Raw genomic sequence first — 18,310 nt, forward strand, 5'->3', positions numbered from 1 at the left:
GCTCAGTCCGGAATTCCGGACACGGCACAGATCTCCCGAGGTAAGATCGACCGCCTTCCCCGCACACCCGCCGGATTTACCACCCCGGTCCTTGATGACCATGGACTTCGCGGTCATGTGCCCGCTCGTCCGGCCGGGTAGGCCTCGTATCCGGTTCTTGTCCATCGGGTCGCGGGTTTGCTCCACGCTTCCTTCAGACCCCGCCTTGCGACGACGCCCTTGCGCTTCGCTAACCCTTCGCCGCCATCAGGCTGGGTAGAGGACTTACACCTCCAAGCTGTCGATCATGCTCGGCACACACAAAAAACCCGCCTCGGCGGGCGGGTCACTGGCGCAAATCAGCACCGTGTTGGAATTACTATCATAACTGCCGGCACAAAGCAAGAACAAATACGCTATGCCTCAGGGGCAATCGATTCAGATTGGCGCTGCCCCTCATCGCCCTGCCGGGCACTTCTCCCCGTATAGTGACGGGGAGAAGGACGCCTTCGCAAAGGATTTCGCCAATCTCCAGCGATGGAGAGAGGGCGCCGAGGTTGCGGCCATCTCTTCTCCCCGTCACTATACGAAGGTGCCGGCAGGCGGATGAGGGGCAGCGCCAACCTCGACAATCGCCAACACGAGTTGGACGAGCTATCTCTCCACCGATGCCATCTTCGCCGCGATGTCGCGCAGAAAAGCCTCGTCGGCGGCCGTGCGCGTTTTCCTCGACGCGACTAGACAAGCCTGCGAGCGCAGGATGACGCCGTCGGCCAGCACCTTCAGATGGTTGGCGCGCAGCGTCGAGCCTGACGTGGTGATGTCGACGATGACGTCGGCCAATCCCGCCGCCGGCGCGCCTTCGGTGGCGCCCAGGCTCTCGACGATGCGATAGACCTGGATGCCGTGCTTTTGCGAAAAGAACTGCTGGGTCAGCCGCCAGTATTTGGTGGCGATCCTGAGCCGCCGGCCGTGGCGCTGGCGGAAATCGGCAGCGACGTCGTCGAGATCGGCCATCGTATCGACATCGAGCCAGATGTCGGGCACCGCCACCACGACATCGGCATTGCCGAAACCGAGGCGGGCGACGATCTCCGCACGTGTCTCCCAGTCGGCAAGGGTCTCGCGCAACAAATCCTCGCCGGTGATGCCGAGATCGACCGAACCCTGGCCGATCTCGCCTGCAATTTCGGACGCCGACAGGAACGCCACCTCGACGCTTTCGACGCCTTCGATGCGGGCGCGGTATTTGCGCTCGTCGCCGGGCAGGCTGACGGCAAGCCCGGCGCTCGCCAGCACCTGCAGCGCCTGCTCCTTGAGCCGGCCTTTCGACGGGATCGCCAGCGTGATCATCGTGCGCTCTCCCGCAGTGCTTCGATGCGGTCGAGCCAGACGGAAAAGCCAACGCCGGGAATCGGTGTCCTCGCGCCGAGCAGCGTCAGCAGCCGGTCGTAGCGGCCACCGCCGGCCAGCGGCCGGTCGCTGTCTTGCGCCGCGATCTCGAAGACCAGGCCGGTGTAGTAATCGAGCGGGCGGCCGAAGGCGGCGTCATAGCGGGTTTTTTCGACTGGCAGGCCATGCGCTTCAATCGCCTTGGCGCGCGCCGAAAAATTGTCCAGCGCCGCGCCCAGCGAGAGGCCGGCACCGGTCGCGAAAATTTCGAGCGCCTGTGCCGCACTGTTGAGCGGCACGTCGATCGCCAGAAAATCCTTTAGCGCCGAAAACGCCTCGCTCGACAGCCTGACGCTGCGCAGTTCGGCCTTCTCGATCAGCCGCCGCGCGATGTCGGATGGCGAGCGTCCGACCGACGCCGACAGGCCCGCCTGCTCCATGCCGCCGGCGATGTGGGACGAAAGCCCTTCCAGATCGCCATCGAGGACAAGGGCAGCGACCGGGCCGGAAAGCTGGCCGTTGCGCGGCGGGTTGGCGAGGTCGGCAAGGGCAGCCTCCAGCATCGCCGCCGAGCCGAAGGCGCGGGCCAGCCGCATGCGCCAGCCGCGCGGCAGGCCGAGCGCTGCGAGCACCGCCTCGAATATGGTCTGGTCGCCGAGCGTGACTGACAAAGCCTGGCCCGGCAGCGCCAGCGAAAGCAGCGCATGCGCATCGGCCAGCGAACGGGCGTCGGCTTGCGGCGTGTCGCGGTCGCCTAGATCCTCGATGCCGGCCTGGAAGAATTCATTGCCGCCCTCGCGGCGCTGGCGAAACACCTCGCCGAGATAGGAATAGCGGCGCGGCGTGCCGGCCTGGCTGGCGATGTGGTCGAGGCAGACCGGAATGGTGAATTCCGGCCGCAGGCAAAGTGTGACGCCGGTCTCGCTTTCGGTGAGGAAAATGCGCCGGCGCAGATCCTCTCCGGCCATGTCGAGGAACGGATCGGCCGGCTGCAGCACCGCCACCTCGACCGCATGCGTGCCGCGCGCGGCGAACAGCTTGGCGATGTCCGATGCGATGGCGGGATAGCGGGAGGTCACGAGACGCCACCTTGCCTTCTCCCCTTGTGGGAGAAGGTGGATTGGCGCGCAGCGCCAAGTCGGATGGCTGGACGGCGTGCGGAGGTCGGCGCTCTACGGCGCCCCCCTCTGTCCTGCTGGACATCTCCCCCACACGGGGGGAGATCGGCTGTCATCGCCGCTTTCGCCAATCGCCGACGCTGGACAGCTCGAGCCGCCGGTGAAGCCGCCAATCTCCCCCCTAGTGGGGGAGATGTCCGGCAGGACAGAGGGGGGCGCGACGAAACGCGACCGCTACTTGCCACGCGCCCGTTCCTCCGCCTGCGCCGCGAGTATCTTCCTCACCTCGGCGACCAGTTCGCTTTCCGCCACCGTCACCTGTGCCGGCCGTGCCGCGCGCCATTCGGCGTTGTCGGTAATCTCCGCCGACATGCGGGCGCCTTCGATCAGGTCCTTGATCTGCACCTCGCCCTTGGCCCGCTCGTCGCCGCCCTGGATGATGGCGACCGGGCTGCCGCGGCGGTCGGCATATTTGAGCTGCGGCTTCATGCCGGCGCCGCCAAGATACATTTCGGAGCGGATGCCGGCGGCACGCAGCTCGGCCACCATCTTCTGGTAGCGGCCGAGGCTTTCCGTATCCTTGTCCATGGTGAGCACGACGACCGGCGCGATGACATCCGATGTATCGAGCTTGCCGAGGTTCTTCAGCGCGGTCATCAGGCGCGAGACGCCGATGGAAAAGCCGGTCGCCGGCACCGGCTCGCCGCGAAAGCGCGAGACGAGGCCATCATAGCGCCCGCCGCCGCCGACCGAGCCGAAACGCACGATTTTTCCCTCTTCGTTGGGGATTTCGGCCAGCAGTTCGGCTTCGTAGACCGGGCCGGTGTAGTATTCGAGGCCACGGACGACGGAGGGGTCGATCAGAATTCGTTTTGTTCCATAACCGCTAGATTGAAAAATTGAAGCCAGTGTATCGAGTTCATTCGCAGCCTCCTGACCTGTCTGATTGTCGGCTCCACGGTTTCGGATCATCTGCACTAGATGTTTGTTACTGAGACACAGCGCCTCTGGATCGTTCGCTTCCCTTCCGTCCAAAATGAAATCGTCCTCAGCAGCGATCCCTTCTGACTTTGTGAATCGAGCTCCGGTAGCGAAGAACAGCACCGTCGCTTCCAACTTCTCAATTTGAGGACCGGTCAGCCCCGCACCCTTGGTAAAATCTCCCTCGCCTTCCCTGCCGCCATCCCAGCGGCCCTGTCCTAGCAGCAACCGCACGCCATCCGGCCCAAGCTTATCCAGCTTGTCGATTGCCCTCAGCACAGTCAGCCGGCGCCCGGCATTCTCGTCGCCGCCGAGACCGATCGCCTCCAGCACTCCGTCGAGCACTTTCCGGTTGTTGACCCGAATAACGTAGTCGCCGCGCTTGATGCCCAGCGCTTCCATCACGTCGGCCATCATCATCGCCATCTCGGCGTCCGCCGCAACACCCGGCGTGCCGACCGTGTCGGCGTCGAACTGCATGAACTGGCGGAAGCGGCCGGGGCCGGGCTTCTCGTTGCGGAACACCCAGCCGGAGCGGTAGCTGCGATAGGGTTTCGGCAGGCGCTCGTAGTTCTCGGCGACGAAGCGGGCCATCGGCGCGGTCAGATCGTAGCGCAGCGACAGCCATTGGTCGTCATCGTCCTGGAACGAGAACACGCCTTCGTTCGGCCGGTCCTGGTCGGGCAGGAACTTGCCCAGCGCATCGGTGTATTCGATCAGCGGCTGGTCGACAGGCTCGAAGCCGTAAAGCTCGTAGACCGAACGGATCGTCGCCATCATCTTCTCAACGGCGCGGATGTCGTCGGCGCCGCGGTCGACAAACCCGCGCGGCAGCCGCGCTTTCATTTTTTCCGATTTGTCGGCCATAGGGTGGGTACTTTTCGCTAAGTAAAACTGACTTATTTCGAGTAGGCGTGTCCTAACCGAACCTGTCCGGACCGGCAAGGGTTTGCACCTTTCCTGAAACAAACCACGCGATAAACGAAACAATTCCGCCATAAGCGCGGCATCCTGCCGACACAATCGCAGCCGATAAAGCGCGCCGAAACAAGGGGTTCGGGCCATGACCACGGCACGGAAATTCGACATCATCGACAGCGGCGCCCGAGAGCTGCCCGCCCGGTTGCGGCCGGCCGATGGCCATGCACCCCAACCGGCCGGCCAATCGGCGGGACCATTCGACGTCGCCGCGGACGAGCACCCAGGACCGACCATGCGCGATGCGCTGGTGACCAGCCTGCTGGTGATCTATCCGGCCTTCGCCACGTTGGCGGCGATCATCGCCGGACTTTTTCTGGCCGGCGCCGGCGGCGCTTGAGCTATTTCGGCCGCTTGAACGCCTTCCGCTCCTTCTCCACCTGCTCGCGGCAGACGCAGCCCTCGAGGTGGTCGTTGACCAGTCCCATGGCCTGCATGAAGGCGTAGACGGTGGTCGGGCCGACGAAGCTCCAGCCGCGCTTTTTCAGCTCCTTCGAAATCCGCACGGAGACCGCCGTGGTCGGGTTGGCGCGCAGATGGGCGAGATCGACGATTTCGGGCCGTTCGTCCGGGCCGGGTTCGAATTTCCAGAACCAGGCCGCCAGCGAGCCGGCCTCGTCGGCCAGTTCGCGGGCACGCTTGGCGTTGTTGATGGTCGAGACGATCTTGCCGCGGTGGCGAATGATGCCAGCATTGCCGAGCAGGCGCTCGACATCGTTATCGGTGAAGGCTGCGATCCTGTCGATATCGAAGCCGGCGAAGGCCTCGCGGAAATTCTCGCGCTTGCGCAATATGGTCAGCCAGGACAGGCCAGACTGAAAGCCTTCGAGGCAGATCTTTTCGAACAGCCTACGGTCGTCGGTGACCGGCCGGCTCCATTCGTGATCGTGGTAATGCAGATAGTCCGGCAGATTGCCGTGCCAGAAGCAGCGCGCGATACCGTCGGGGCCGGCGAGCAGGCCTGTGTTCTCATCCATGGCGAAATTCCATTCGTTAAGGCGCTTTCTGCACCGCTTTACCCCGGCTTTACCAGATTCCTGAACCGGCCGGTAACCACACCAAGAGGTTTACTGACAAAGGAGCATTTTACGCATTCCGATTCACGTTTCGGTTGCCGCTCCGCGCCCAATGTCCCGGAAACCGGGGACGCTTTTCGCCCCGGCATGTTCGACGATCAAGGTGCGTTCCGATGAAGAGATTTTTGTTCCCGCTGCTCGGCGCCGCAGCCGTGCTGGCCGCTGCCGCCACATCCTCCAGCGCCAATGACCGTTATGCCGACCGGCCGCCGGTGGTGGTGAGCCCCGACCTCTCGGCGCCCTGGGTGCTGCAGCTTGGCCACGCGCCAGGCATCGTCCGGCAGAACCGGCAAGACCTACAAAAGCCGCAGCGCCGTTATCACCGGCAGGCGCAACCCGCCCGGCTGCACACGGCGGCGATGCAGGCGCCGGCCAAAAAGCGCATGATTGCGCGCCCGCAGATCAACCCGATCTACCTGCCGCAGGAAGTTGCCTATGACAGCCCGCACAAACCAGGCACGATCGTCATCGATACGAGGGAGAATTTTCTCTATCTGGTCGAGACGAACGGCAAGGCGCGGCGCTATGGCGTCGGCACCGGCAAGCCGGGCTTCGAATGGGCCGGCAAGCACAAGATCACGCAGAAGAGGGTCTGGCCCGAATGGCGACCGCCGGCGGAAATGATCTCGCGCGAGGCCGCCAACGGTCGCTATCTGCCGACCTATGTCGCCGGCGGCGTCGAGAACCCGCTCGGCGCCCGCGCGCTTTATCTCGGCTCGACGCTCTACCGCATCCACGGCACCAACCAGCCCTGGACGATCGGCGGCGCCGTGTCGTCAGGCTGCATCCGCATGCGCAACGAGGACGTCGTCGACCTCTATGAACGGGTCAATGTTGGCACGACGGTCGTGGTGATATAATCGTGGCTGCGAATCACATGGTCCAGAAAGCGGATCGTTTTTGAGACCAGTCGAAGGTTAACGGGGGACGGGCCGTGTGGGGATGCGGCCAGTCGCGAAAGGGCAGCGCAATAAAACGCGCTGCCCTTTTCGTTTCTGCTGACATCCGGTTGGCGGGTCGCAGGCTCGCCGGCATGTCGCGCGACAGGCATAGCGGTTCGCTTTCATGCTGCCATTTTCCCAAGAGTTTTGCTATGTCGGCGGCAACACTTCCAGACAGAAGGTTCGTCCATGTCCCTGTCCGACGACAGCCGCTATCTCAGGGGTGGCCCGGTCGCCCAACGCATCATCGCCGCCGTGCGCGAGAATGCAGCAATCGCCACCGCCGAAGGTTTTCCGCCCAAACTGGTGTCGATCACCGTCGGCGACACCGCCGCGGTCGACGTCTATGTGCGCAACCAGCGGGCGAAGGCGGACCTTGCCGGCGTCGGCTTTGAGGAGAGGCGGTTTAGCGCCGACATCACGGCCGGCGAACTCGAAGCGGCGATCCATGGCCTGAATGCCGACCCGCGCGTCACCGGCATCATCATCCAGCGGCCGGTACCGGTGCATATCCCGATCAGGACGCTTCAGGCGGCGGTGCATCCGCTCAAGGACGTCGAGGGCATGCACCCGGCCTCGATCGGCAACATCGTCTACAACCAGCTCGACCTTGCGCCGTGCACGGCGGCCGCCTCGGTCGAACTGCTCAGGGAAACCGGGCTCGACCTCAAGGGGCTGGAGGTCGTGGTCGTCGGCCATTCCGAGATCGTCGGCAAGCCGATCGCCTTCCTCTTGATGAGCGAGGGCGCGACGGTGACTGTCTGCCATCACATGACGCGCTCGGTGGCGGCGCATGCGCGGCGCGCCGATGCGCTGTTCGTCGCGGTCGGCAAGCCGCGGCTGATCAAGGCCGACATGGTCAAGCCGGGTGCTGCCGTCATCGATATCGGCATCAATGCCGAGATCGGACCGGACGGAGAAAGCCGCATCGTCGGCGACGTCGATACCGAGAGCGTTAGGCATGTCGCGTCCTGGATCACGCCGGTGCCGGGCGGCGTCGGTCCCATCACCGTGGCGATCCTGCTGCGCAACACGATGGTGGCGCTGAGCCGCCAGCGCGCGCTCTATCAGGCGACCTACGGCGTGGTGGACAAGCTCGCGGCGGAGTGAAAGCCGCCGGGAGCCACGTCACTCCGCCGCCACGGCCGCTCTGTTGTCCGAAACGCCTTCCGGCTGTGGCCCGCCATAGGCCCAGTCGAGCAGTTTTATCGTGTGCACCACCGGCAGCTTCGCGGCTGAAGCGATCTGCGTGATGCAGCCGATGTTGCCGGTGGCGACGATTTCGGCGCCGGTGGCCTCGATATTCCTGACCTTGCGGTCGCGCAGCCGAGCCGAAATCTCGGATTGCAGGATGTTGTAGGTGCCGGCCGAGCCGCAGCACAGATGCCCTTCGCGCGGCTCGCGCACGACGAAGCCGGCCTTGGCCAGAAGCTCCTTGGGCTGGCGGGTGATCTTCTGCCCGTGCTGCATCGAGCAGGCGGAATGATAGGCGACGACCGTGCCGGGCTTGCGCACCGGCTCCGGCAGGTCGAGGCTTGCCAGATATTCGGTGATGTCCTTGGCCAGCGCCGAGACGCGCGCCGCCTTGTCGGCATAGGCCGGATCGAGGCGCAGCATGAAGCCATAGTCCTTGATGGTGGTGCCGCAGCCCGACGCGGTGATGACGATGGCGTCCAGACCGCCTTGTTCGATGGCCCGCGTCCAGGCGTCGACATTGCGCCTCGCCGAGGCAAGAGCTGCCTCCTCGCGGCCCATGTGATGCACCAGCGCGCCGCAGCAGCCTTCGCCGTCAGGCACCACGACCTCGACGCCCAGCCGCGTCAGCAATGCGATCGTCGTGTCGTTGATGGCGGGATCGAGCACGGATTGCGCGCAGCCGGTGAGGATGGCGACGCGGCCTTTTCTCGTGCCGTGCCCAGCATGGATGCCCGGCGACGCCATTGGCGAGGCGGCGGGAACCGAGGCCGGAGCGAGCTTGAGCATCGCGCCCAGCGGCTTCAGTGCCGGGATCTTTTCGAACAGGCCGGCGAATGGCTGGCCGAGCTTCGCCAGCTTGAGCGCGGCGCGAAAACGCGAGGGATAAGGCAGGACAAAGGCCAGCATGGCGCGCGTCAGGCGATCGAGCAGCGGGCGCCTGTAGGTTTCCTCGATATGGGCACGGGCGTGGTCGACCAGATGCATGTAGTTGACGCCCGACGGGCAGGTGGTCATGCAGGCGAGGCAGGACAGGCAGCGGTCGATATGGGTGACGATCTCCTTGTCGGCGGCGCGGCCGTTCTCCAGCATGTCCTTGATCAAGTAGATCCGCCCACGCGGCGAATCCAGCTCGTTGCCGAGCGTCACATAGGTCGGGCAAGTGGCCGTGCAGAAGCCGCAATGCACGCATTTGCGCAGGATCTTTTCCGATTCGGCGACATGCGGATCAGCGAGCTGGGCAAGCGAGAAATTTGTCTGCACGCAAAGGAATCCTTACCGTTTGAGCATGATCTCCAGCGAAAACCGGTTCCCACTTTTTGCTACGCTGACCTTCGGTTCGGGATCATGCTCTAAAGTCCGAGGAACCAGCTTTCCGGGTCTTTGACCGGCTCGCCGCGCTGCAGCGCCTGCAGGCCGAGAATGCAGCGCGCGATGAACCAGACGGCGACGGCGAACATCAGCACGACGCCTATCGCCACCATCATCAGCACAACCGAGATCAGCGCATAAAGCAGGCCGATCCAGAAGGTACGGATCAGGAATGTGTAGTGGCTCTCGACGAAGCCACCTGATTTGCCGCGGTTGATATAGGCCAGAACGATGCCGACAATACCGGTGACGCCGATGACCAGGCTGGCGAGATAAAGGATGTAGATGACCAGTGCATTGGTCGGACCGGGCTCCAGCCAGCGGTCGGTCTGGCGCGGTGCGGGCTTGCCGGAATCGGTCGGGCCTGGATTGATATCGCTCATGATGCTGCTCCCTCGGTTGCCGGGCCAAGAGTAGCAGAGCCTGCAGCCGGCGTCATACGACCGGGATTGAGGATGTTCTTCGGGTCGAATTCGGCTTTGAGCCTCGCCGACAAAGCTGCCAGTTGCGGCGCCTGCGGCTCGAACACCGGCACGGCGGCGCGATGCGAAGGGGCGGCGCGCACCAGTGTCGCATGGCCGCCGCCATACTGTCTCACCAGTCCGCGCAGAAGATCGGCTTCGGGATCGCCATGCTCCATGCGCAGCCAGATCAATCCGCCCTGCCAGTCATAGAAGGCATCGACGGCCGCCTGCATGCGCAGCGCCAGAACCATCTGGTGGCCTTGCGCCGGCGCCATCGACACGCGCCATACCGGCTTTTCCAGGCCGTCGGCAAACGGCGCGCAATCTCTGATATCGCGCCAGACGGAATGCGAGATCTCGCCCGAAATCTCCTCGAGCGGGCCGGCATTTGCGAGCAGGGCCTTCAGCGCGGCAATGCGATAGGCGACCGACGGGCCGAACCCCTCGACGCGCAACAGCGTCGCCGCGGCGCTGCCGAGACTGCCGCCGGCGACCCGTGCGGCAACGCGTTCTGGAAGGTGGGCAGCGCTCGACACTTCGGCACTGGAGCCGAGCGCCAGCGCCATGGCGGCGGCGGCATGGTCGTCGAGCAGGCCGCGCAGAGCGAGCGTGACTTCGGTCTCGGCTGATGGCAGCACCTTGAAGGTGACGTCGGTGAGGACGGCCAGCGTGCCCCAGCTGTTGGCCATGAGCTTGGACAGGTCGTAGCCGGTGACGTTCTTGACCACGCGGCCGCCGGACTTGAAGGCCTCGCCGCGACCGGAAACGGCCGATATGCCGAGGATATGATCGCGCGCCGCACCCGCCTTCAGCCGGCGCGGGCCGCAAAGGTTCGCGGCAAGTGCGCCACCGATGGTGCCTTTGCCCGGTTCGCCGCCGAGCAGCGGTCCGTAATCCAGCGGCTCGAAGGCCAGCTGCTGGCCGTTTTCGGCAAGCAGGCTTTCGATCTCGGCAAGCGGCGTGCCGGCCTTTGCCGACAGCACCAGTTCGGCCGGCTCGTAAAGCGTGACGCCGGACAGCTTCGACAGGTCGAGCGTGTGTTCGGCCTGCAGCGGACGGCCGATGCCGCGCTTGGAGCCATGGCCAAGGATTTCGAGCGGCGAGTCTTCGGCGGCTGCCCAAGCGACGGTGGACAGGACTTCTGCTGCGGTGGATGGGGTGAAGGTGGTCATGGGACGGAGGCGCCAATGGCAAACGCGGAAACGCCGTGTTCCTTCGCGCCCCCCTCTGTCCTGCCGGACATCTCCCCCTCTAGGGGGGAGATCGAATGTCGCGTTGGGTTTCGCCAATCCACAACCTCGAAGAAAGAGCGAGGCGCGCAAGCTGCCAATCTCCCCCCTTGAGGGGGAGATGTCCGGCAGGACAGAGGGGGGTGTTCAAGCACCAACGTACCCACTCAAAACCTCGGAATGTCCGGAAACGCCAGTTGCCCGCGATGCACGTGCATGCGTCCGAGCTCGGCGCAGCGGCGCAGTTGCGGAAACACCTTGCCCGGATTGAGCAGATGGTTGGGATCGAAAGCGCATTTGACCCGCATCTGCTGGTCGAGGTCGATCTGGTTGAACATTTCCGGCATCAGATCGCGCTTCTCCACCCCCACTCCGTGCTCGCCGGTCAGCACGCCGCCGACCTTGACGCAGAGCCGCAGGATGTCGGCGCCGAAACTCTCCGCCTTGTCGAGCTCACCGGGCACGTTGGCGTCGTAGAGAATCAGAGGGTGCAGGTTGCCGTCGCCGGCGTGAAAGACATTGGCGACGCCGAGTCCGTATTTCTCGGAGAGTTCGCGCATGCCGTGCAGCACGCGCGGCAGTTCCTTGCGCGGGATGGTGCCGTCCATGCAGTAATAGTCGGGCGAGATGCGGCCGACCGCCGGAAAGGCAGCCTTTCGCCCGGCCCAGAACGTTAGCCGCTCCTGTTCAGATTGCGATACTCGACAGGTGGTCGAGCCGTTCCTGTAGGCGATGGCTTCGACAAGGCCGATCAGGTGATCGACCTCGACCCCCGGCCCGTCGAGCTCGACGATCAGCAACGCCTCGACATCGAGCGGATAGCCGGCATGGACGAAATCCTCGGCTGCGTGGATCGCCGGGCGGTCCATCATCTCCATGCCGCCCGGGATAATGCCGGCGCCGATGATGTCGGCGACGCATTGGCCGCCCTGCTCACTGGTCGGGAAGCCGATCAGCAGCGCACGCGCCGTCTCAGGCTTCTTCAGGATACGCACGGTGACCTCGGTGACGACGCCGAGAAGCCCTTCGGAACCGGTCATGACTCCGAGCAGGTCATAACCTTCCGCGTCGAGATGCTTGCCGCCCAGCCGCACCACCTCGCCATTCATCAGCACCATCTCGATGCCGAGCACGTTGTTGGCGGTGAGGCCGTATTTCAGGCAATGCACGCCGCCGGAATTCTCCGCGACATTGCCGCCGATCGAGCAGGCGATCTGGGAGGATGGATCGGGGGCGTAGTAGAAGCCCTCCTGCTCGACGGCGGTGGTGATGCCGAGATTGGTGACGCCCGGCTGGGCGACGACGGTGCGGTTGGGAAAATCGATCTCGAGGATGCGGTTGAAGCGGCTCATGACCAGCAGCACGGCGTCTTCGAGCGGCAGCGCGCCGCCGGACAGCGAGGTGCCGGAGCCGCGCGGCACGACGCGGATGTTGCGGTCGTTGCAATATTTCAGCACGCGGGAAACCTGCGCCACCGTTTCGGGCAGCACCACGACCAGCGGCAATTGCCGATAGGCGGTAAGGCCATCACTCTCGAAGGCGCGCATTGAATTGGCAGCGTCGACGACGCCTTCGCCGGGCACGATGATGCGCATATCGGCGACGATCTCGTCGCGCCGGCGCATCGTGGCGTCGTCTGGCTTCGGCATCAGCAGGCCGGACATCGACAGTCTCCTTCGATCGACTGGTAAAAATCTTTTACCAGCGACTTGTGTCTGTTGCAAATCCTGCTTTGGCCGAACTCGAGCGCCGATGCTGGGCAGCCTTCCGCAGCGGCAATCTGCCGCTGAGGTTTCTCTCTCCCCCTGGTGGAGGGTAATCGCATGTGGGATCCCCCTCATCCGGCCGCTTCGCGGCCACCTTCTCCCCGCTGGGGAGAAGAGGCTGGCATCAACGCTGGCGACCTCCTCTCCCCTCGGGGAGAGGTCGGATTGCCCCGAATTGCCCTTCGCAATTCGGTTGGCAATCCGGGTGAGGGGCACTTGCCCATATGCGGATGCCCTCCCCACAAGAAGAGGAGGGTGACCCAGGTCCTACTCGCCCGCCTGCTTGGCGGGTTCGGAGTGCAGGCGGCGGACACGGCGCACGCCCCACCAGACGAGCAGGATGGCGAGCGGCACCGAGGCGGCGGTGACGACCTCCGGCGCGAAGGCATGGCCGAAGATCGAAGCGCCCTTGGCGACGTAGCCGATGAGGCCGACGACGTAGTAGGAGACGGCGGCGACCGAGAGACCCTCCACCGTCTGCTGCAGCCGCAATTGCAGGCGGGCGCGGTTGTTCATCGAAGCCAGCAGATCGCGGTTCTGTTTCTCGACCTCGACATCGACCCAGGTGCGCAGCAGCGTGGTGGCGCGGGTGAGCTTCGTCGACAGATTGGCCTGACGCTCCTCGACCGAACGGCAGGTGCGCATGGCCGGCGCCACGCGGCGCTGCAGGAAGCCGCCCCAGGTGTCGTAGCCAGGCACGGCCTCTTCCTCAAGCGCCTCCAGCCGTTCGCGGACGATGCCGTCATAGGCGCGGCTGGCGCCGAAGCGGTAGAGGCTGGAGGCGGCATCGGCCTCCAGCTCGGCGGCAAGCTCGGTCAGGTCGGCAAGCAGCGTCTGGCTGTCGCGGGTTTCGGCGACCTTCATTTCCAGCGTGGCCTGCGCCAGCCGGTCCTCGATGCGGCGCGTGCGTGCGGACAGCGTCAGCGCCAGTGGCAGGCCAAGCATGGCCAGCGTGCGGTAGGTTTCGATGTCGATCAGCCGTTGCGCCAGCGCGCCGGTGCGTGCCGGCGTCAGGCCGCGGTCGAGCACCAGCATGCGGGTCATGCCGTTGCCGTCCTGGCGGAAATCGGTGACGATGGCGGCGTTGCCGCGCTCGACCAGCGAATAGCAAAGGCTGGTCGGGTCGAAGCTGGCGATCAGCTCCTCGCTCGTCTGCGTCCACTTCCTGATTTCGAGCCTGATGCCGGAAATCACCGTTCCAGGCGGGGAAAACCCGTGGCCGAACGGCGAATCTTCCTGAGCCCTGCCGTTTTCTGCGAGCGGCCCTTCCCATAGATAGGTCGAGAATTCCGTGTGCCGCTCCCAGCGCAGCGAGCCCTTGCCCCACTTCATCGCGTGGTGGCGGGCATGAGGGTCGGGCGCGGCGATGCCGAGGCGCCGCGACAATTCGGAAAGCACGGCCTGGTCGACGCCGGAGCCAGCTTCGGTCATGAAGGAAAGCTGCACCAGCACACGCGGTTTCTCGACCAGCGGATGCGGACGGGCATGAACCTCGCCGAGCGCGCCAGGCCGTCCCTCATGCGCCGGGAAGCCCATGACGCTGCCCTTGACGCGCGGCTGAAATTCGAGGTTTGACGAGTCGTCGTCTGGCACGGCTGGTCCCCCGGGCTTCTATGAACCCTTTTGGCAATCGCGTCCCTCTAGAGCCAATCCCCGGGGGACGCAAACAACAAGTTAGCCGAAAGCAATCTGCCGCGGCGGCATCGAACCCGACCAGATCGGGCAAAGTGGATAAATAATTTGACCAGTTGGCGCCGCTGGCTTTATCCTGCGCGACACCGGTTCAATCCCAGGCGCCCCGTTGAGCGACATTTTCTCCAGGATCGAGCATTCCCGCACCGCCGACGAGGTGGTGCAGCAGATCGAGAACCTGATCCTCGAAGGCGTTCTGCGCACCGGCGACAGGCTGCCCGGCGAGCGCGAGCTGGCGCGCCGGTTCGAGGTGTCGCGGCCGATCCTGCGCGACGCACTGAAGGCGCTGGAGGGGCGCGGGCTTTTGACGACGCGGCCCGGCGGCGGCACCCATGTCGCCGATGTCATCGGCCAATTGTTCACCAAGCCGGTGACGGACCTGATCTCCATGCACCGCAAGGCGGCAACCGACTATCTGGAGTATCGCCGCGAGATCGAGGCGGTGGCGGCCGAATATGCGGCGCGGCGCGCCACATCGGACGATCTGGCGCTGCTCGACCGCATCATGGCGCGCATGGACGAGGCGCACCGGACCGGCAATTTCGACGACGAGGCGGAAATCGACGTCGAGTTCCACCACGCGATCTGCGAATGCGCGCACAACATCATCCTCCTGCACACGCTGCGCTCATGCTACCGGCTGCTGTCGGAGGGCGTGTTCCAGAACCGGCTCCTGGTGTTCAACGTGCCGGGCGCGCGCGAGGCGCTGCTTTCGCAGCACCGGGCGATCCATGCGGCGATCAAGGCCGGCGATCCGGCGGCCGCACGGCAGGCGGCGATGGACCACATCACCCATGTCGAACGCGCCATGGTCGAGGCCGAGCGCAGCGGTGACTGGCAGCGCGTGTCGCGGCTGAGGCTCATGCAGCGCTCCGAAGCCGGCGACAGCGAGCCGGCCAGGAAACGCTCGTGAGCGCCAGCCAAGAAAAATCAACAACCACGAATTAGCGAAGAAACCAGCGGGAAGCCCATGAGCATGATCCTCACCATCGCCGACCTCAAGGACCTGGCGCGCCGCCGCGTGCCGAAGATGTTCTTCGACTATGCCGATTCAGGTGGGTGGACCGAAAGCACCTACCGGGCCAACGAGGAGGATTTCCAGAAGATCAAGTTCCGCCAGCGCGTACTGGTCGACATGAGCAACCGCTCGCTGGAATCGACCATGATCGGCGAAAAGGTGGCGATGCCGGTGGCGCTTGCGCCGACCGGCATGACGGGCATGCAGCATCCCGACGGCGAGATGCTGGCGGCGCAGGCGGCGGAGGAATTCGGCGTGCCGTTCACGCTGTCGACGATGAGCATCTGCTCGATCGAGGACGTCGCATCCGTGACCAAGAAGCCGTTCTGGTTCCAGCTCTATGTGTTGCGCGACAAGGATTTCGTCCTCGATCTCATCGACAGGGCGAAAGCGGCGAAATGCTCGGCGCTGGTGCTGACGCTCGACCTGCAGATCCTCGGCCAGCGCCACAAGGATATCCGCAACGGGCTTTCGGCGCCGCCGCGCTTCACGCCGAAACACATCTGGCAGATGGCGACCAGGCCGGGCTGGTGCATTGGCATGGCAGGCACCAAGCGCCGGACCTTCCGCAACATCGTCGGCCACGCCAAGGGCGTCGGCGACCTCACTTCGCTGTCGTCGTGGACGACGGAGCAGTTCGATCCGCATCTGTCGTGGAAGGACGTTGCCTGGATCAAGGAACGCTGGGGCGGCAAGCTGATCCTGAAGGGCATCCTCGACAAGGAGGACGCGCTGATGGCGGCCAAGACCGGCGCCGACGCGATCATCGTCTCCAATCATGGCGGACGCCAGCTCGACGGTGCGTCGTCGTCGATCGCAGTGCTCGAAGAGATCGCCGACGCGGTCGGCGATACGATCGAGGTCCATATGGATGGCGGCATCCGCTCGGGCCAGGACGTGCTGAAGGCGCTGTGCCTTGGCGCCAAGGGCACCTATATCGGCCGGCCTTTCCTTTACGGCCTGGGCGCGCTCGGCAAGGACGGCGTCACAAAAGCCTTGGAAATCATCCGCAAAGAGATGGACATAACGCTGGCGCTGTGCGGAAAGCGTCTGGTGACCGACATGGGCAAGGATCAGCTTCGGCGTTAGACGCCCGTGACGGTCCGATCACGGAGACAGCGGAAGCATTGGCGGAGCAAGGCATTCACTTTCTCGACGCGCGCGGACCGGACGGTATGCGCGTCTACGCGATCGGCGACGTGCACGGCCGGCTCGATCTGCTGGTCGCCATGCACCGCCGGATTGCGGCCGAGATCCATCAGGCGCGGCCGGCCGACTGGCGTGTCATTCATCTCGGCGACTATGTCGACCGCGGCCCGGACTCCAAGAGCGTCGTCGATTTCCTGATCGAAATTCGAAAACGCGACCCGCGCTACCTGATGCTCGCCGGCAATCACGACATCGGCTTCCTCGACTTTCTCGAAGCTCCCGATCCGGATGGGCTTTTCATACGCTATGGCGGCATCCAGACCGCGCAATCCTATGGCGTGGTGATCAATGAAGGCGGCAACGCATGGTTTGGCAGGTCCGAGGCGGCACTGCGGCAGGGCCACGCGGCGCTGGTCGAGGCCGTGCCGAAAAGCCATGTCGACTTCCTGCGGTCGCTGCCGTTTTCACTGACGTTCGGGGACTTCTTCTTCTGTCATGCCGGCATCCGGCCCGGCATTGCGCTGGAAATGCAGAGCATGCAGGACCTGATCTGGATCCGCGACGTCTTCCACAACCATTCAGGTCTCCACCCGAAGATCGTGGTGCATGGCCATACGCCGGTGCCAGAGCCGGAAGTGATGGTCAATCGCGTCAATATCGACACGCTCGCCTGGCAGTCGGGAAATCTCACTGCGCTCGTCGTGGACGGCGCGGACAAGCGTATCCTGCTGGTATCAGGAGAGAAGGCTTAAAGCGCGTCGCGTTTCAAGCCTCTTTTGTGCATGTCATTAGCGAAGCGCGGCGGTGACGCCGTAGCCGTCGACGGCGTTGTGGTTGCTGGCTGCGTCGCTGGCATAAATGCCGAGGCCGCCCATCATGATGGCGGACAGCATGGCAAAGGACAGAAGCGCTGCTTTCACGGACGTCATCTCTTGTTGGGCTTTCTGCATCTGTGCACGAGGCGGGTTACCAATGAGTTGAAACGGAAAATACGCCTCAAAGTTTCGACGATTTCGCGCTTCTAGGCATGTTCTGTATCGGAGGTGTGTCGCGCGAGTGACACAAAAGGTTCATCGCGGTTGCACACAAGATGCAGAGCGCGTGCCTTCTAGGGTGGCGGGCGGCCACAAGCCAAGGACGAAACAAGCTGTCCACAGCGGATTTTTGCCGCCGTGCCAAATATGCAACGTCGGCAGCGACAAACCGTCAGATCGTCGCCACCCAGGCGCGGGCGATGGCCAGCCCGGCGGCATCGGCGTCCGGTCCGTTGCGGGCCATTTCGTCGTCGAGCCGGTCGCTCCAGTCCGGATGCCGCTCGGCAATGAGCGGGGCGAAGGATGTGCTCCAGTCGCGGACCATCGGCCGGTCCGCCTCGAAATGGAACTGAAAGCCATAGACGGCGCGGCCGATGCGAAATGCCTGGTTCTCGGCGACATCGTTGCCGGCGAGCCGCACCGCATCTTCAGGCAAGACAAAAGTGTCGTCGTGCCATTCGAAGATGGGGAAATTTTCGGGCAGCGCGGCGAGCACCGGGTCGGTCTTTGCAGCCGGAGTGAGCGAGACCTCATGCCAGCCGAATTCAGAGGCGGCGCCGATCCGGTTCTCGCCGCCGAAGGCGCGCGCGACCAGTTGGCTGCCAAGGCAGATACCGAGCACGGCGCGATCCTTGTTCGCGAAATCGCGCGTCAGGTCGAGCAGTTCAGGAAAATACGGGCAAATCTCGTCGTCCAGCGCGTTCTGGGCGCCGCCGAGCACGACCATGGCGTCGTGCGCATCGCCGTCCTGCGGCAGCGTCTCGCCGCGATAGGGCCGGCGCAGGTCTATATCGGCGCCCGCCTCGACAAGCGCGGCGCCGATCTGGCCAAGGCCCTCACTGTCGAAATTCTGGACCACCAGCACCCGCATCGAAAAACCTGCTGACATGAAAATGATGCGACGAGCGATATCATGCCGTCGTCGTTC

17 protein-coding genes are annotated in these 18,310 nt (G+C 64.4%); 6 read left to right on the plus strand and 11 right to left on the minus strand.

Going from position 1 to position 18,310, the window contains the following annotated elements:
* Positions 1 to 633 precede the first annotated feature (633 nt).
* The 3 genes from hisG to hisS all read right to left on the minus strand — a co-directional run bounded on the left by hisG (position 634) and on the right by hisS (position 4,337).
* Positions 634 to 1,332 carry an ATP phosphoribosyltransferase gene (gene hisG / locus IQ26_RS13575; RefSeq protein ID WP_145717958.1) on the minus strand — a complete coding sequence of 233 codons (699 nt, stop codon included), beginning with the start codon at positions 1,330 to 1,332 and terminating at the stop codon, positions 634 to 636.
* Positions 1,329 to 2,450 (minus strand): ATP phosphoribosyltransferase regulatory subunit, encoded by a 1,122-nt coding sequence (locus tag IQ26_RS13580; protein WP_145717960.1) that lies wholly within the window; start codon positions 2,448 to 2,450, stop codon positions 1,329 to 1,331. The genes hisG and IQ26_RS13580 overlap by 4 nt, the downstream gene beginning before the upstream one ends.
* A 273-nt stretch (positions 2,451 to 2,723) precedes the next feature.
* Entirely contained in the window at positions 2,724 to 4,337 is a 1,614-nt protein-coding gene (gene hisS, locus IQ26_RS13590) for a histidine--tRNA ligase (RefSeq protein ID WP_145717962.1), read from the minus strand.
* Positions 4,338 to 4,533: 196 nt separating this feature from the next.
* On the opposite strand from hisS, the gene IQ26_RS13595 reads away from it, so the two are divergent.
* Positions 4,534 to 4,788, plus strand: a complete 255-nt coding sequence (locus IQ26_RS13595; RefSeq protein WP_145717964.1) for a hypothetical protein — start codon at positions 4,534 to 4,536, stop codon at positions 4,786 to 4,788.
* Position 4,789: 1 nt separating this feature from the next.
* Here the strand turns inward: IQ26_RS13595 and IQ26_RS13600 are convergent, their stop codons facing one another.
* On the minus strand, positions 4,790 to 5,425 hold the full coding sequence (locus IQ26_RS13600; protein ID WP_145717966.1) for a DNA-3-methyladenine glycosylase I: 636 nt from the start codon (positions 5,423 to 5,425) through the stop codon (positions 4,790 to 4,792).
* Positions 5,426 to 5,637: 212 nt separating this feature from the next.
* On the opposite strand from IQ26_RS13600, the gene IQ26_RS13605 reads away from it, so the two are divergent.
* On the plus strand, positions 5,638 to 6,384 hold the full coding sequence (locus IQ26_RS13605; RefSeq protein WP_145717968.1) for a L,D-transpeptidase: 747 nt from the start codon (positions 5,638 to 5,640) through the stop codon (positions 6,382 to 6,384).
* Positions 6,385 to 6,654: 270 nt separating this feature from the next.
* Positions 6,655 to 7,575: a bifunctional 5,10-methylenetetrahydrofolate dehydrogenase/5,10-methenyltetrahydrofolate cyclohydrolase gene (locus IQ26_RS13610; protein WP_145717970.1), complete on the plus strand. Its 921-nt coding sequence runs from the start codon at positions 6,655 to 6,657 to the stop codon at positions 7,573 to 7,575.
* 18 nt (positions 7,576 to 7,593) lie between these two features.
* On the opposite strand, the gene glcF is transcribed toward IQ26_RS13610, so the two are convergent.
* From glcF to IQ26_RS13640, 5 genes are all read right to left on the minus strand, one after another.
* Entirely contained in the window at positions 7,594 to 8,922 is a 1,329-nt protein-coding gene (glcF, locus tag IQ26_RS13615; RefSeq protein ID WP_145717972.1) for a glycolate oxidase subunit GlcF, read from the minus strand.
* 89 nt (positions 8,923 to 9,011) lie between these two features.
* A complete protein-coding gene (locus IQ26_RS13620; protein ID WP_145717974.1) occupies positions 9,012 to 9,413 on the minus strand; it encodes a DUF4870 family protein in 402 nt (133 codons plus the stop codon).
* Complete coding sequence (locus tag IQ26_RS13625) at positions 9,410 to 10,666, minus strand: FAD-binding protein (protein WP_145717976.1); 1,257 nt, start codon at positions 10,664 to 10,666, stop codon at positions 9,410 to 9,412. The genes IQ26_RS13620 and IQ26_RS13625 overlap by 4 nt, the downstream gene beginning before the upstream one ends.
* 224 nt (positions 10,667 to 10,890) lie before the next feature.
* Positions 10,891 to 12,387 (minus strand): FAD-linked oxidase C-terminal domain-containing protein, encoded by a 1,497-nt coding sequence (locus IQ26_RS13635; RefSeq protein ID WP_145717978.1) that lies wholly within the window; start codon positions 12,385 to 12,387, stop codon positions 10,891 to 10,893.
* Positions 12,388 to 12,756: 369 nt separating this feature from the next.
* Entirely contained in the window at positions 12,757 to 14,025 is a 1,269-nt protein-coding gene (locus IQ26_RS13640) for a DUF3422 family protein (protein WP_145718190.1), read from the minus strand.
* A 265-nt stretch (positions 14,026 to 14,290) separates the two neighbouring features.
* Here IQ26_RS13640 and IQ26_RS13645 point away from each other — a divergent pair, with 265 nt between their 5' ends.
* Genes IQ26_RS13645 through IQ26_RS13655 form a run of 3 tightly spaced genes read left to right on the plus strand, consistent with a single transcriptional unit; the run spans position 14,291 to position 17,100 of the window.
* Complete coding sequence (locus IQ26_RS13645) at positions 14,291 to 15,094, plus strand: FadR/GntR family transcriptional regulator (RefSeq protein WP_145717980.1); 804 nt, start codon at positions 14,291 to 14,293, stop codon at positions 15,092 to 15,094.
* Between the two features lie 57 nt (positions 15,095 to 15,151).
* On the plus strand, positions 15,152 to 16,288 hold the full coding sequence (locus IQ26_RS13650) for an alpha-hydroxy acid oxidase (protein ID WP_145717982.1): 1,137 nt from the start codon (positions 15,152 to 15,154) through the stop codon (positions 16,286 to 16,288).
* Between the two features lie 38 nt (positions 16,289 to 16,326).
* Positions 16,327 to 17,100 carry a metallophosphoesterase gene (locus IQ26_RS13655; protein ID WP_145717984.1) on the plus strand — a complete coding sequence of 258 codons (774 nt, stop codon included), beginning with the start codon at positions 16,327 to 16,329 and terminating at the stop codon, positions 17,098 to 17,100.
* A gap of 36 nt (positions 17,101 to 17,136) precedes the next feature.
* Here IQ26_RS13655 and IQ26_RS41070 read toward each other — a convergent pair whose 3' ends face one another.
* Both IQ26_RS41070 and IQ26_RS13665 read right to left on the minus strand, forming a co-directional pair.
* On the minus strand, positions 17,137 to 17,268 hold the full coding sequence (locus IQ26_RS41070) for a hypothetical protein (RefSeq protein WP_276316424.1): 132 nt from the start codon (positions 17,266 to 17,268) through the stop codon (positions 17,137 to 17,139).
* Between the two features lie 286 nt (positions 17,269 to 17,554).
* On the minus strand, positions 17,555 to 18,253 hold the full coding sequence (locus IQ26_RS13665; RefSeq protein WP_145718193.1) for a type 1 glutamine amidotransferase: 699 nt from the start codon (positions 18,251 to 18,253) through the stop codon (positions 17,555 to 17,557).
* Positions 18,254 to 18,310 lie beyond the last annotated feature (57 nt).

It is taken from the genome of Mesorhizobium tianshanense, assembly GCF_007830515.1.
Classification (GTDB): domain Bacteria; phylum Pseudomonadota; class Alphaproteobacteria; order Rhizobiales; family Rhizobiaceae; genus Mesorhizobium; species Mesorhizobium tianshanense.

Bases quoted from the DNA above. Each gene is read 5' to 3' on its own strand.
- hisG (WP_145717958.1), bottom strand. From the start codon at position 1,332: ATGATCACGCTGGCGATCCCGTCGAAAGGCCGGCTCAAGGAGCAGGCG.
- hisS (WP_145717962.1), bottom strand. From the start codon at position 4,337: ATGGCCGACAAATCGGAAAAAATGAAAGCGCGGCTGCCGCGCGGGTTT.
- IQ26_RS13595 (WP_145717964.1), top strand. From the start codon at position 4,534: ATGACCACGGCACGGAAATTCGACATCATCGACAGCGGCGCCCGAGAG.
- IQ26_RS13600 (WP_145717966.1), bottom strand. From the start codon at position 5,425: ATGGATGAGAACACAGGCCTGCTCGCCGGCCCCGACGGTATCGCGCGC.
- IQ26_RS13605 (WP_145717968.1), top strand. From the start codon at position 5,638: ATGAAGAGATTTTTGTTCCCGCTGCTCGGCGCCGCAGCCGTGCTGGCC.
- IQ26_RS13610 (WP_145717970.1), top strand. From the start codon at position 6,655: ATGTCCCTGTCCGACGACAGCCGCTATCTCAGGGGTGGCCCGGTCGCC.
- IQ26_RS13620 (WP_145717974.1), bottom strand. From the start codon at position 9,413: ATGAGCGATATCAATCCAGGCCCGACCGATTCCGGCAAGCCCGCACCG.
- IQ26_RS13625 (WP_145717976.1), bottom strand. From the start codon at position 10,666: ATGACCACCTTCACCCCATCCACCGCAGCAGAAGTCCTGTCCACCGTC.
- IQ26_RS13635 (WP_145717978.1), bottom strand. From the start codon at position 12,387: ATGTCCGGCCTGCTGATGCCGAAGCCAGACGACGCCACGATGCGCCGG.
- IQ26_RS13640 (WP_145718190.1), bottom strand. From the start codon at position 14,025: ATGGGCTTCCCGGCGCATGAGGGACGGCCTGGCGCGCTCGGCGAGGTT.
- IQ26_RS13650 (WP_145717982.1), top strand. From the start codon at position 15,152: ATGAGCATGATCCTCACCATCGCCGACCTCAAGGACCTGGCGCGCCGC.
- IQ26_RS13665 (WP_145718193.1), bottom strand. From the start codon at position 18,253: ATGCGGGTGCTGGTGGTCCAGAATTTCGACAGTGAGGGCCTTGGCCAG.